Source organism: Edaphobacter aggregans DSM 19364, assembly GCF_000745965.1.
Taxonomy (GTDB): domain Bacteria; phylum Acidobacteriota; class Terriglobia; order Terriglobales; family Acidobacteriaceae; genus Edaphobacter; species Edaphobacter aggregans.
Genome location: NZ_JQKI01000131.1, coordinates 1 through 13762, shown reverse-complemented (window position 1 = coordinate 13762; position 13762 = coordinate 1). Strand labels below are relative to the sequence as shown.

Sequence of the window (13762 nt, the reverse complement as noted above, 5' to 3'; positions counted from 1 at the left end):
AGAACTGAGATTGGGCTGGATGCAAGCCACAACATCCCCTCTCCTCTCGGAGAGGGAGGGGAAGAATTTTTTCTTGACATCCCCTCTCATAGGACTTATTCGATTCTGGGAACGAACCATGGAGCGATTTGGAAACGGTCACAGTGACGCCCACAGTTCGGATGTTTACCGGTTGTAGCGCTTGCTTCGTAATGGAGTTCAGGACAAAAAGAGGCGAAAGAGTTTCGCCGGACGTTTGTCGTCGTCTCCTAGCGAGATTCCTTGAACGTCCCGATTGCGGTAAATCGCTCAGCCAGAGCCGACATTCGGTTCGATACCCAGCTTGTCATTGACTGCATGCACGATTCTCTGCCTCGAGCCAAGGTATCGTTCCGTTGTCTCTACCGATCGATGGCCAAGCAGAAACTGAATCTGTTCCAACTCGCCCCCGGTTGAATGGCAGAGCCTGGCACAGGTGCGACGAAGGTCATGAGGGGAAAGCTTTTCAATGTCGGCGGTCTTGGCATACTGACGCACGACCCACCAGACGACCTTCTCGCTTATGGCTGAGCCCCAAACCGTTCCAGCGCGGGTTACGCAGCGAAAGATGAAACCGTCTTCGATGCTTGCTGCGCTTAGCCATGCATCCACAGTGGCCTTAACCCAGTTCGGCATTGGCACTGTACGTACATGGCCACCCTTGCCAAACAGATCGATAATGGCCCAATGGTCGTCCCGCTGCTGAAGATGGGTCAGTTTTAAGGCGATCAGTTCGGCGCGTCTCAAGCCGCAACCTAGGAGCAGAGCCAAGATCGCATGGTCCCGCTTGCCCTTTGTGTTCCGGGTGTCGGGTGCATCGAGAAGCCTGCGTCCCTGCGCACATGTCAGCCAGTTGCCAAGCCCCACACCGAGTTTCTTTGCTCCCTTCACTCGACGGATGCTGGCCGCGAGATCAGGACTCAGCAGACCGTTGTCAGATGCCTCATAGGCAAGTCTCCGAACCGCTGCCAATCTCAGGTTGATTGTCGCCGGAGCCAGCCGTCGTGCCTCCAGTTCGTAACGGTAACGAAGAACGACAGTTCGGCCGAACGCCAAACGAGGTTCGGAGCAGTACCAGGCAATGAAGTCATTGATCGCGAACGCGTAGGTTCGCTTAGAAGCGACCGACCCAAGGCTTTGCAGAACTGAATCCTTGGAGTGATCAAGGTCGGGCAGGCGCAACACGTTCTTGTGTGTGTGACGCTTCGCTTTACGTGTCTCTCGCATGGGCGCGGTCTCCTGAACCGCGATCCCATGATCGGACTTTGGACGGCTGAACTCGGCGAAAACCCCGTTTTGGGGAATAGCGTTTCGAAAGCCCGTATCGCCCTATTGACATTGCAATCGAGCGGGCCCTAGCTAAAGGTCCCGAATCGACTTTGTAGTTCTCGCCAATATAGAAGTGTCCTCTGCAGGAGGCGGAGCCGCGCTGCCCATCAACGCTGCCATTTTGTTGAAAAACCTGAATGAGGAGGGATGTGCCGGGTGGATTTGATGTGCGTGGACGATGAAGCCCAGGCGCGAATTAGCTCTACATCAACTCGGTCTTCAACGGTTCTTCACATCGAGCGCTTAGGGTTTCCGTCTTATATGGCCCGTTAGGGCCTGATTACAAGTTGAATCAGGAGATACACACGATGCATATTCGATCCGAGGTTCAGTCCATTGGCGCGGGAGTAATGACTCTTCTCCTCGCCTTCCCCGTCAACACCTTTGCACGAGACCGCTCGAAAACCATTCAACAGGCCATCGATGGTGGCCGAGCAAAGAACGTCATCCTGTTTCTCGGGGATGGCATGGGCGATTCCGAAATTACGATTGCCCGTAACTATCATGTGGGCGCCGCCGGGCGTTTGGTGATGGACACGCTGCCTTTGACAGGAGCGTACACCACTTACGCCGTGGAGGAGAGCAATCCGTCTTTGCCGAATTACGTAACTGATTCAGCGGCCAGCGGCACTGGCTGGTCGACTGGACATAAGACGAGCAACGGACGCATCTCCACGGTTGCGGGCGCGAACTACATCTCGCCGATACCAACCATTCTGGAGCTTGCCAAGCAGGCAGGCTATCTTACCGGCGATGTCTCGACTGCGGAGTTGACGGATGCAACGCCTGCTGTTCTGGCTTCGCACATCAATGCGCGTGGATGCCAGGGTCCGGCGGACATGTCGGCCTGTGGGATCTACAAAAAATCCAATGGCGGACCGGGATCGATTGCCGAACAACTGGTGGATCACAAGGTGGATGTTCTCTTAGGCGGCGGTCTGCAGCGCTTCGCGCAGAAGACGGATGCGGGCCCAACAGTCGTCGATCAGGCAAAATCGCTCGGCTACACGGTTGTGACTGATGCGGCGGGATTGAGCTCCGTCAGCAAAGGACAGCGTGTACTCGGCCTCTTCAACAGCGGCAACATGTCGCTCGAGTGGTCGGGTCAACTTGCGTTGCCGGGCAACAGCGGACCGCAGAAGTGTCTTGAAAACCAGCGCCCGTCTAATGAACCGAGTCTCGCGGATATGACTCGCAAGGCTCTCGAATTGCTCGACCGCTCGGAAGGCAATGGCAAATGGCCGGGAAACGGTCTCCCCGGATTTTTCCTGCAGGTTGAGGGAGCCTCCATCGACAAGCAGGACCATGCGGAGAATCCGTGCGGCCAGATCGGCGAAACCATAGCGTTCGATGAAGCCATTGCCGTGGGGCTTGCATATGCGAAGTCGCATCCGGACACCCTGATCGTTGTGACGGCAGATCATGCGCACACGAGCCAGATCGTGGATCCGGGCACGAGCCATCCTGGCAGCGTCAGCATCCTGACCACGGCCGACGGCGCAAACATGTACGTCAGCTATGCAACGGAACCGCACGGTGTCTCACAGGACCACACCGGCTCGCAGCTGCGAATCGCCGCGCAGGGACCGCAAGCAGCCAATGTTGTGGGCGTCACCGACCAGACGGACCTGTTCCACACCTTTGCACGTGCGCTCGGACTGGAATAACTTTCAACTTAGCTAAAGCGACCGCGAGGGGCGATCCTCGCGGTCGCTTGTTTCCAAGATTGGGCGTTGGAAGGAATAAGACTCCGAATCGTTCCTTGACGTACCTTTGGACGTTAGCTCTAGCGGCCCTATCTGATTAGACGTTTGGTGTGCCAAGTATATTCTTGGCCAATATCCTGGAAAGTCGGCTTTCGGTAAGAATGGGCTCAGAGTTGAGCTAGCGGACAGATTCTTACCTGAAACCCCGTTTCTGGGGAAGTTGCGGTAGGCGGAACATTGGAGCCACCGAAGGTGTCTAAACACTGAGGCACAAAACATCTAAATCTGAGCTGATGAATAGAGAGTAGGGGCACGATCAAAGTCTTTTTGGCTATTCCGCTAGCAATTGCATTGAGTCTCACAACTGCGCGAGGGCAGGACTTTCCCAAATCTTCCTTAGACCTGAAAGGAAGCCTCAAGAGCCAGTGGTATTCATCTCAGCTGCGTGCGCTTGAGGAACCATCGCTTTATTCCCTGAGCAAGAGTACTTCCGCCGAATCCTACAGATTCCTTTGGCTTAGAACATTTCATCACCCTATTGCCATCCGACTTGACCCAAACCCGGATGGCACCAGCACCGTCATCGTCAAAGTGGCAAGCGGAGCGGCGGGTTTCCGTCCAGGTGTCCTCAGTGAACAAAGATCACAATTGGTCAGCAAAGAGCAGACGCAAGCATTCCTAAAACGCGTCAGCGAGCTTCGTTTCTGGGATGCTTCGAATCCCGTGAACGATCAGAGGGGCACAGACGGCTCTCAGTGGATCATCGAAGGGGTGAGAGCAGGGCGGTATCACGTCGTGGATCGGTGGACACCAACCAAAGGCGTCGTTCGTGAGTTGGGAATGATCCTCGCTTTTGATTTGGCGAAGATGGATATCCCTAAGGACGAGATCTATTGAGACGGATGATGGTTCTGCTGATCAAGTTCCGGCAAAGTTCTATAAGAACTTTCTCAAAACCCCGTTTTCCGTGCAATTGCCAGCGGTTCGTTAAGAGAGACTGACCTCTCGTTACAAATGTGTCGTCGAGGAGCAAACTGACGATTCGCACGAATGTATTGATACCCTATGAGGGTCAGTCCGACACTATATGGCACATCCCGATCTGAACGAACTGCTGAACGCGCTTCTTCCTATGGCTGAGAGGCTGTTGAAGAAGCAAGGAGAGTTTTACCCAATCGGCGCAATTATGTTGTCAGACGGTGAAATCCGGCATGTTGGCGCAAAGATCGAGGGCGACGACCATCCACCATCACAGTCATTGATCGACCTGCTCACCGAGACATTCCAGAAGGAAGCGACAAAGGGCAACTTACGTGCTGCTGGAATAAGCTATGACGCCCTAACGGTTCCACCAGGCAAACATCAGAAGCAGGATGCCATCTGTTGCAGCCTTGAGCATTGCTTCGGTGAAGTCGTCGACGTATTCAAGCCGTACGTCAGGACAGAAGACGGCACTTTCCAATTCGGCGACATCTTTGCTGCCAAACGGACATCGCAGTTCTTCGGTCAATTACCGCGCGGCTAGAAGCTGGCTGCATCGAGCGAAAAACGCGCTTGCATTTATCGACGGAACGATGACTCCGTAACCTGATTCGCGAAGTGCCTGAAAAGTTCGCAATTAAGGAAACTTCGCTCAGGACCGAGCCACACGTCTGCAGCCTCGAAAAACGCAGCGCGACACCGGTCGACGGTTTACTGCTCTGCCGGTCCAAGCGGCAGTTGTACCTGTGCAAGCGATGGAGCTTTCAGCCCCCGCAGCGTGTCCTGCTCGGCCCGGCTGCGTACGAACTGCCTCCCCTCACCATGGCCCGGCATCCAGACCTGGTAAAGATAGTTGCTGTCTCCATACCGCCGAAACGTAAGGCGGCCCCCATCCTGACGGTTTTGCTCGCCGGTGGGTTCGACCAGCATCACGTACTGCTTCTTGGTGGACCGGGTGTTGACGAACGAAAGATAGCGGGGTTCCTGCAGTGATATGCGATATGTGCCTGCAGGCACCTTCTGGTCGTTAGCCGAGAAGTTAAATGGGATGTTGACGGTTACCGACTGAGCCTGTGCTGCCGCCGGTCCAGACAGCGCCGCGCCGAGCGAAACCGTCAGAGCTGCGCAGGTAAGGATGGAAGATATACGGAACATGGCGAATCTCCTCGATGATCCTGCGGCTTTGTCCTGCTCCAACTACCGCTTGGGATATTCGCAATCTGCGCCGCTGTCGCAATTCGCTCAATGCTCTGGAGATCATTCCGTCATCATCTGCTCATTGCGCTCTCCGCCCTTCATACGAAACGACTTGCCCGTCAAATGAATCGTTGGTTCGAGTTCCGCTGGGCCGCCGCATCGGGAACGGTGTAAAGTTTCTTCAGAGCCCAGAGGAGCGCTGATGGGCATGCCAGTCAACACTCCCCGGACCTGGCGCTTCGGCGTCTTCGAACTGGACGCCTCGAGTGGCGAACTGCGCCGCAATGGCACTCTCGTCAAGCTGCGCGAACAGCCGGCGCGCATTCTGCTCCTGCTGCTGGAACACGCCGGGCAGATGGTCACGCGCGAGCAACTGCGCGAACGTCTCTGGCCATCCGACACCTTCGTCGACTTCGATCACAGCCTCAATTCTGCCGTCATGAAGCTCCGGGAAGCTCTGGGCGATTCGGCCGACAAGCCTCTCTACATCGAAACCACCCCGAAGAAGGGTTATCGCTTCGTCGCTCCCGTTTCCCAACCGGAGGATACGCAGAATGGCGGCGCTTCGTCTCGATTGACTGCGGGATCCGAAATGGCTGTATCCAACACGCGGGAACAGAGCAACGGCAGCTTTGAGGTTCCTTCCAACACGCCTGACGAGAAGCAACGCCGTCGAAGGCTGCTCTCCAGGAAGTTAGCCGTTCTCATCGTATGCGTCGTATCAGCGATTGGAATCGGCGCGCTCATTCGATATGCGTCTCTTCGATCCCTAGTTCAATTTAGGAGTCAGCCTAAGCCATCTTCGGGCGAGCCGAACATGATGTCTTCGAATCTGAGTTCTTCGGTTCTCACGAGCGCGCCCGGAGACGCGAGATCCCCGTCGTTTTCGCCGGACGGGCGTCAGATCGCGTTCGTTTGGGATGGCGTGGAACGCAGACACTACGACATCTATGTGCAGCTGGTGGGAGGAGACACGCCGCTGCAACTCACACACCACAAGAGCGGTGACGGTGTTCCCGGCCCTCCGCAATGGTCGCCGGATGGGCGCGAGATCGCCTTTGCCCGCTGCAATAGCGAACGCGATGGGGTCTACACGGTCCCCGCACTCGGCGGCCCCGAGCGTCGACTGACGGACTCGCCCTGCCGGGACTTTGTCGCGGGCCGGCCTATCTGGACTCCGGACAGCAAAGCCATGGTGATGCTCGACCAGTGCGCCCCAGGTGGTCCGCGCGCGGTTGTGCTCTTCTCCTTCGCAACCGGTGAGAAGCGCTGTCTCGCGACCGGATCTCACGGAGACTTTGCCGCCGACGATGCGCTCTCCCCGGACGGAAGAACCGTGGCATTTTTTCGTTACACCGACGCACAATATAGCCAGCTCTATGCCGTGCCGCTTACCGGTGGCCCACCGAGGCTTGTTTCAGACGGTACAAACTTCTGGAACCCGATGTGGACACCCGACGGCAAATACATTGTTGTCTACTCCAACCGAGGAAACATGGTGCGCCCCTGGAGGGTGCCGGTAGCAGGCGGCCCGCTCGAACCTGAGATGGTCTACCCGGGCGTGGGATCGATCTCCCGGGACGGGCGGAGGCTTGTCTATGCGGAGAGTCAGGTGGGGGCGGCTTTCAGTCACTTTATTCCCGCGGCAATCTGGCGAGCGGATCTTTCGAACGCAGGCGGCCCAGTACTTCGTACAAGGAAGCTCATATATTCACAGTTCATGGAAGACGCTGCCCAACCCTCCCCGGACGGGACGCGTCTTGCGCTGCAATCAGGACGTTCCGGCACAAACCAGATCTGGCTGAACAGTACTGACGGCGATCATCCCGTGCAGCTTACGAATATAGGCGAGCACTCGGGCACTCCGCGCTGGTCTCCCGATGGACGATGGATCGCCTTCGATGCCCGCGTAGAGGATCACGCCCACATCTACGTCGTCGATGTAGATGGTAGAAATCTTCACGCGATCACGCATGGTGACTCCGACAATGTAGTGCCAAGTTGGTCCCGCGACGGCAGGTCCATCTACTTCGCCTCCCCGCGTACGGGAAGCAGGCAGATCTGGAAACACTCTCTTGAGGACGGGTCAGAGAGACGGCTGACTGAGCATGGCGGCTTTGATCCTCTCGAGTCCTACGACGGGCGAACGATCTACTACAGCAAATTTGACGAACCTGGGATATGGAGCATGCCCGCAAGCGGAGGCAGCGAGTCGCCTGTGGTGACCGGCAAGCCGCAAGTAACCTACTTTGGACACTGGGCCGTGACGGAGAGCGGACTTTACCTCCTGGACGTCGATGCCGAACCACGTCCTACGATCGAGTTCTATAGCTTCGCCACCCGGCGGATTACCCCAGTACTGTCACTTGAACAAAAACCCAGCGGTGGGCAGCCCAGCTTAAGCGCGTCGCGAGACGGGCGCACCATCTTCTACACCCAGTCCGATCCCCAGAGCGTTATCAAGATGGTAGAGAACTTCCGCCAGGAATAGCCGACCGCGGAGCGCGGTTTAGTACAACCGCCATTTCACGAACTGCCCGTGAAGTTCGGGATTTCGGTAAGAATGGGCTCAGAGTTGAGCTAGCGGACAGATTCTTACCTGAAACCCCGTTTTGCGTGCACCTCCGTTACAGGAGCTTAGAGGACGTGTATCGTGAGTGATTGTTTCCAGAGTTGCTCTGACACGAATGGAGTGAGGCTCGCTGCCACATGAAAGTCCCGTTGAGATACATCCTTCCGGCTGTGATGGGCCTCGTAAGCGCGGTGTTGATGGTGTGGGACCTTCACAACCAGCGCATCATCATGTCCATGGGCATGGCTTGGGATACTGGGGCACCTCTCTGGCCTTATCAGACACCAGACACGTTATTGTTCGCCCTCAACGTCCCTGCTTATCTCATCGCCACACCAATCTCACGGCTCCTAAACCTCCTGGTGCCGAAGCATTATTTCGCGCTATATCCGGCCATCCTCCTATGGTGGTGGCTTGCTGGACTCTACTTGGATAAGCGCTTCGTAAGAGAGAGGCTAGGAAAGCCCGAACCAAGGCAATCATGCTTTGCCTGCTGGCCCTCGGGCTGATCTCTTTTGGCGTTGAGGAGTCTCGGTGGGCCTTCCGATGGTGGTGGACCTATAGCCGTACGTTGTTCAGCGTAAGTAACCTCATTCTGCTGCGGCTTCTTGCTCCATGCGTTTGGTGCGTAGCTCTCGGCTCAGTCAGTCTCCTAGCCGCATGGAGGCGTACGCCCTTGGGGACACCTCCATCAGAGTAGTGCCTGCAAAGTCGGGATTTCGGTAACTTGCTGGGAACTTTCTCAAAACACGGTTTAAGGGGAGTTCAGCGCTTGGTATTTTCCGACCATCCACCCATCACCCTGGAGAACTATTCCGCATTACCTATTGCTCGATCTCTGCCTTAAAGCGAACCGAAACCGGAATTGCAACACCGCTCTGGATTCTGTAGCGGGCATGCACAGTGCCTAGACCTCCACAGGCGTGACACTTTGCGTCGAGACGCTGCACCCAGCTCTCCAAATAAGCTTCTGCCGGGTGCAGCGCCCAGCAGCGGGGCGTATAAGTGCCCTCCTTGGGAATGGCTCGTCGGATCGCGTCTTCCAGCTTCGTAAAGTCCACGGGGTACGCTCCTGTCTTATCAAACCACCAGTAAGCATCACTGCAGCCACCACCATTCCCCGTGTCTGGGTCGTCCGTTCCCATGATTGAGTCGGGACCTGAGCCGTAGATTCCTGCCGAACCGATCTGAAATAGGCCCCAATTACTTTGCAGTGTGTAAATCTCTACATACCGATTTGCGCCCACCCCAACTAGGAGGCTCTTCCACTGTGCGGGAGGGCCATCGACGCCGGGGCCACCGAATGTGGCCACGCGAGGCCCGGCATGAATTGTCGTGAGCACCTGAACAATACGGTGATCTGCGATCGTGCCAAGAGTGGTTACCTTCTGTTGGACCTGATAGTCCCGCGCCGTAAGGGTATGTCCGCCACCTGCCGTCGGACCGATCAACAGGTCTCCGCTCTCGTCAAGCTCCAATGGATTGTGTGTCCACCAGGCAAGAGGATGTGGAACAGGTGCATCGTGCGTTACTTGTCCGTCGCCCTGAACGAGTGTCCGCTGCCATTGGCCAATAGAACTTATGGTGGATCCCAGGAGCAGGGTGACGGCTAGAACATATGAAAAGGGACGTGTTGGAATCAAATGTTCGCCTCGGGTACTCCTTGAATGACTACCTAGGACAATGGTTCGTCGCAAAGCGAACGGGATTTCGACTGCCTGCTCAGGGAGAATTATGAGCTAGATACTGGCTTCGCCGCATAATAAATTTCAGATAGGGAAGCGAACCGCTCGAAAAGTCTCGATTTCGGTAACTTGCTGGGAACTTTCTCAAAACCCCGTTTTCATGCACTACGACGCCTTCTTGGGATCTTCGTTTGGCTGGTTACTTCCTGTTTACCGCTAGCCAAGAACCCGAGTAGCGGGCACCAGCCCGCCCGTCTGAAAGCTCCTTTGGCAAGGCCGGGGTGGGATGAAGGGTCGGTTGCAGAAACGTGCGTGGTGATTACAAGACCCTGGGCGTTTACCGATCCTGTCTCTTGGGCTGAAAGTGAGACTGATTTCGGGAGAATCGGGACGCTGGCAATTTTCGAGTCCGATCCATCGGAACCCGGTCCTTACTGGTCTGTTTACCGATAAGTTACTGACGGTTGGCCGACGATTGAGGAGTGATTCCCGTTTGTTCGAAATCACGATTCTGCGGGCGGTTCAGCACCTGTTCGTTACGCAAGGACTGTTCCCGGTTCGACGCGATCGTGTCAGAAACGTGATTCATTGACCGGCCGGAGCCGCATACGTAAGATGAAGCGCACCCGAAGGCCACGTGATCTTAAATGATCGGTCAAACCATCTCGCGGTACAGTATCGTCGAAAAACTCGGCGGTGGCGGCATGGGGGTCGTTTACAAGGCCAAGGACATTGAGCTGGGTCGTTTCGTTGCGCTCAAGTTCCTGCCTGATGACGTTTCCCGAGACCCAGAGTCACTGGAACGTTTCCGTCGTGAAGCTCGTGCTGCGTCCTCGCTAAACCATCCCAACATCTGCACGATTTATGAAATAGGCAATAGTGACGGGCAGTTTTACATCGCGATGGAGTTTCTGGACGGTCGGCCCCTCAATCACTTGATCGGCAACCGTCCGCTGGAGATGGAGACGGTGCTTTCGCTGGCGATAGAAATTGCTGATGCGCTGGATACGGCACACTCCGCAGGCATCATCCACCGCGACATTAAGCCCGCCAACATCTTCGTAACTAAACCGGGACATGCCAAAGTTCTGGATTTCGGACTGGCAAAGGTCGCGACTACAGCCGGTCCTTCGAGTCAGTTTGCATCGGCGAGCACTATGATCACCACGATGGACGAACAGCATCTCACCAGTCCCGGCTCTATGGTTGGCACAGTGGCTTATATGTCGCCGGAGCAGGCACGGGCGAAGGAGCTCGACGCCCGGAGCGATCTGTTCTCCTTTGGAACGGTGCTCTACGAGATGGCCACCGGGCAGTTGCCTTTCCGCGGAGACAGTGCTGCAACGATCTTCGATTCGATCCTCAACCGCGTCCCTGTGGGTGCCGCGCGGTTGAATCCCGATGTACCGCCCAAGCTGGAAGACATCATTAATAAGGCGCTGGAGAAAGATCGCGACCTTCGTTATCAGAGTGCCGGAGACATGCGCTCTGATCTGAAGCGTTTGAAACGCGACAGGGACTCTGGGAGTTCTGCCGCAAGGCTCCGCAGTTGGCTGCTACCCGGCGTCGTCATTCTCGCCATTGGCCTCGCCACTGCAATCTGGTACTTGCGCCGCCCGCTGCCGCAACTGCGAGTCGCCGAGTATACCCAGATCACCTACGACGGCCGCCCTAAGGCTATTGCTGGAACCGACGGAAGCAGGCTTTATTTCAATAGGAATCAAAACCCGCAACCCACTGCTCAGGTTGCGATATCCGGGGGAGAGATCGCGCAGGTGCCAGTGGCGTTGCCGTTTCCCCGGATCCAGGACGTTTCGCCGGACGGGTCTACTCTTCTTGTCACCTCGCGCGAAGGCGGCAAGAGGAGCCTATGGGCTGTCCAGGTTCCGGCAGGCTCGCTCCGTCGGCTATTGACAGACGGGGTCGCGTCCGCGGCCTGGTCCCCTGACGGGAAGTCCGTGGTCTACAGCCTGGAGAACGGAGACCTCTCTGTCACCGGGAGCGATGGAACAGGAACTCGCAAACTGGCCGCTGTGGGCTTGACATGACAATTATGCCGAGTATACCCAGATCACCTACGACGGCCGCCCTAAGGCTATTGCCGGAACCGACGGAAGCAGGCTTTATTTCAATAGGAATCAAAACCCGCAACCCACTGCTCAGGTTGCGATATCCGGGGGCGAGATCGCGCAGGTGCAAGTGGCGTTGCCGTTTCCCTGGATCCAGGACGTTTCGCCGGACGGGTCTACTCTTCTTGTCACCTCGCGCGAAGGCGGCAAAGTGAGCCTATGGGCTGTCCAGGTTCCGGGAGGCTCGCTCCGTCGCCTGTTTACAGGTGCTTCCTCCGCGGCCTGGTCCCCTGACGGGAAGTCCGTGGTCTACCGCCTGGAGAACGGAGACCTCTCTGTCACCGGGAGCGATGGAACAGGAACTCGCAAACTGGGCACTGTGGGCGGCTTGGCAGGCCCACTCAGTTGGTCGCCAGATGGCAGTAAGATTCGGTTTTCCAGGGATAATCGGCTTTGGGAAGTGTCGTCCGATGGATCGGGACTCCACCCGTTGCTGCCGGGCTGGCGCCCCTCATCCTCGCAGTGCTGCGGCCATTGGACTCCCGATGGGAAATTCTTCGTATTCCTGTCCCGAGGCGCTCTCCTTTACTTTAACGACCTTCTCGCCGCAAGCCAGCTATGGGTTCTTGATGAGCGTCGCGGGCTGTTCCGGCGGGCGCCCACCGAGCCGGTTCAATTGACTTCAGCCCCAATCCGCTGGAATACCCCAATTCCCAGCAAGGACGGGACAAAGATATTTGCCCATGGTGTCATCTTGCGAGGCGAATTGGTCCGCTATGACGCGCAATCCAGTCGGCTCCAACCCTACCTCGGAGGCATTTCGGCCGAATTTGTCACTTTTTCCCCAGACGGTCAGTTCGTGGCGTACGTCACTTTCCCCGAAGGCATTTTGTGGAGGGCTAACCGGGATGGAAGCCACCCCGTACAACTGACCGATGCTCCCTGGTATCCCTTGAACCCCCGTTGGTCGCCGGACGGCGCCCAGATTCTGTTCTTCCAATATGATTGGGCGGGGCACTTGCGAAGCTACATCGTTCCTTCCCAGGGCGGTACACCTCGGTCCCTTCTCCCGGAAGATAACGAGGGACAGAGCGATCCGAATTGGTCTCCTGACGGACACAAGATTGTCTTTTCTAGGCTGGAAACACCAGGTCAACAATCAGGTGTTTTCAACTTACGGGTTCTCGACCTTGCCAGCCACCAGATCACGACACTCCCTGGGTCGGAGGGCGTGTGGTCGCCTCGATGGTCGCCCAGCGGCCGCTTCATCGCCGGGTTGAACGGCGCAGCAGGCATGAAGATCTTCGACTTTGAGACGCAGCGATGGTCGGAAGTGCAACGAATGGGCGCGTGTAGTTTTCCAACGTGGTCGTCGGATAGCCAATTCATCTACTTCGTGCTCGCCGGGGCTGATCGGGGCGTGTTTCGAGTCCGCGTATCGGGTGGCAATGCGGAGCGCGTTGTCGATCTGAAGGGATTCCGTTACACAGGGGCGTTCAACCTTTGGATGGGTCTTGATCCGACAGATACGCCAATGTTGATTCGCGACATAGGAACGGACGATATTTACGCCCTCACACTGGAACAGAAATAACAGTGTCAGACAATAGCTCTCCCTCGCCGCTAGTTTCGTACGCGCGGATGACTAGGCACGAAGGGACTGCGACCAGTCTCCTGACCGTACGCCGCGTCAATTGGTGAAAAATCGCCGCCATTGCGAGCGTTTGACCACATCTCCGGGACTCGACGCCGAACTCTCCGTCTCTCCCGATGGGACCAGGCTCGCATTTACCAGTAAGCGTCAGCAGATTCGCGCCTCGGCATTTCCTTTCGACGCCAATCACGGGCGTGTTACGGGGCCGGGCGAACCCGTCACGTCTGCTGGAATCGAAGCCTGGTCGTTGGATCTCTCGCGAGATGGAAAGAAGTTAAGCGTCTGGGGCATCCGTGATGGCAAGACAGGAGTATGGGAAACCTCTGTCCGGAATGGACGTGAAAAAACCGCTTGTGGCAACTGATTCTTATTACCGCGGTGCTCCGGTTTGGTCGCCAGACGGCAAGCGAGCCGCTTACCCCCGCGCTAAAGATCTTAAGGGGGACCAGGTCGGCGAGAGCCAGGTCGTCGTGTGGTCGAGCGATAACCGTACTGAAGACACGGTTGAGGCGGTAGGTTCACCTTTCGCAGTAGTGTTCGACTGGTCTCCC

General features: G+C 56.7%; 11 protein-coding genes. 8 read left to right on the top strand and 3 right to left on the bottom strand.

The features are described from left to right. Positions 1 to 288 precede the first annotated feature (288 nt). On the bottom strand, positions 289 to 1203 hold the full coding sequence (locus Q363_RS26035) for a tyrosine-type recombinase/integrase (RefSeq protein ID WP_245632476.1): 915 nt from the start codon (positions 1201 to 1203) through the stop codon (positions 289 to 291). Positions 1204 to 1655: 452 nt separating this feature from the next. Here Q363_RS26035 and Q363_RS26030 point away from each other — a divergent pair, with 452 nt between their 5' ends. The 3 genes from Q363_RS26030 (at position 1656) to Q363_RS26020 (ending at position 4578) form a co-directional block, all read left to right on the top strand. Then, positions 1656 to 3014 carry an alkaline phosphatase gene (locus Q363_RS26030; protein ID WP_035356624.1) on the top strand — a complete coding sequence of 453 codons (1359 nt, stop codon included), beginning with the start codon at positions 1656 to 1658 and terminating at the stop codon, positions 3012 to 3014. A 366-nt stretch (positions 3015 to 3380) separates the two neighbouring features. Next, entirely contained in the window at positions 3381 to 3950 is a 570-nt protein-coding gene (locus Q363_RS26025; protein ID WP_035356623.1) for a hypothetical protein, read from the top strand. A gap of 190 nt (positions 3951 to 4140) precedes the next feature. Further along, positions 4141 to 4578, top strand: coding sequence for a hypothetical protein (locus Q363_RS26020; RefSeq protein WP_035356622.1), 438 nt, complete (start codon positions 4141 to 4143; stop codon positions 4576 to 4578). A 167-nt stretch (positions 4579 to 4745) separates the two neighbouring features. Here the strand turns inward: Q363_RS26020 and Q363_RS26015 are convergent, their stop codons facing one another. Beyond that, the gene (locus Q363_RS26015) at positions 4746 to 5189 is read right to left on the bottom strand and encodes a hypothetical protein (RefSeq protein ID WP_035356621.1); all 444 of its coding nucleotides are present in this window, start codon (positions 5187 to 5189) and stop codon (positions 4746 to 4748) included. Between the two features lie 244 nt (positions 5190 to 5433). On the opposite strand from Q363_RS26015, the gene Q363_RS26010 reads away from it, so the two are divergent. Together Q363_RS26010 and Q363_RS26005 are read left to right on the top strand one after the other, a co-directional pair. Continuing rightward, complete coding sequence (locus tag Q363_RS26010) at positions 5434 to 7722, top strand: winged helix-turn-helix domain-containing protein (protein WP_035356620.1); 2289 nt, start codon at positions 5434 to 5436, stop codon at positions 7720 to 7722. Positions 7723 to 7952: 230 nt separating this feature from the next. After that, a complete protein-coding gene (locus Q363_RS26005) occupies positions 7953 to 8312 on the top strand; it encodes a hypothetical protein (RefSeq protein ID WP_157467565.1) in 360 nt (119 codons plus the stop codon). A gap of 315 nt (positions 8313 to 8627) precedes the next feature. Here the strand turns inward: Q363_RS26005 and Q363_RS26000 are convergent, their stop codons facing one another. Next, positions 8628 to 9281, bottom strand: coding sequence for a hypothetical protein (locus Q363_RS26000; RefSeq protein WP_211256353.1), 654 nt, complete (start codon positions 9279 to 9281; stop codon positions 8628 to 8630). An 854-nt stretch (positions 9282 to 10135) separates the two neighbouring features. Between Q363_RS26000 and Q363_RS36860 the strand changes: the two genes are divergently transcribed. The 3 genes from Q363_RS36860 to Q363_RS41230 all read left to right on the top strand — a co-directional run. Then, complete coding sequence (locus tag Q363_RS36860; RefSeq protein WP_051979345.1) at positions 10136 to 11536, top strand: serine/threonine-protein kinase; 1401 nt, start codon at positions 10136 to 10138, stop codon at positions 11534 to 11536. Between the two features lie 1252 nt (positions 11537 to 12788). After that, positions 12789 to 13151 (top strand): TolB-like translocation protein, encoded by a 363-nt coding sequence (locus tag Q363_RS43150; protein WP_211256352.1) that lies wholly within the window; start codon positions 12789 to 12791, stop codon positions 13149 to 13151. Between the two features lie 413 nt (positions 13152 to 13564). Then, the coding region (locus Q363_RS41230; RefSeq protein ID WP_169747135.1) for a PD40 domain-containing protein at positions 13565 to 13762 on the top strand (198 nt) is incomplete at its 3' end.

Excerpts from the sequence above, each read along its gene's own strand:
- Q363_RS26020 (WP_035356622.1), top strand. The coding sequence starts at position 4,141 with ATGGCACATCCCGATCTGAACGAACTGCTGAACGCGCTTCTTCCTATG.
- Q363_RS26015 (WP_035356621.1), bottom strand. The coding sequence starts at position 5,189 with ATGTTCCGTATATCTTCCATCCTTACCTGCGCAGCTCTGACGGTTTCG.
- Q363_RS36860 (WP_051979345.1), top strand. The coding sequence starts at position 10,136 with ATGATCGGTCAAACCATCTCGCGGTACAGTATCGTCGAAAAACTCGGC.
- Q363_RS26010 (WP_035356620.1), top strand. The coding sequence starts at position 5,434 with ATGGGCATGCCAGTCAACACTCCCCGGACCTGGCGCTTCGGCGTCTTC.
- Q363_RS26030 (WP_035356624.1), top strand. The coding sequence starts at position 1,656 with ATGCATATTCGATCCGAGGTTCAGTCCATTGGCGCGGGAGTAATGACT.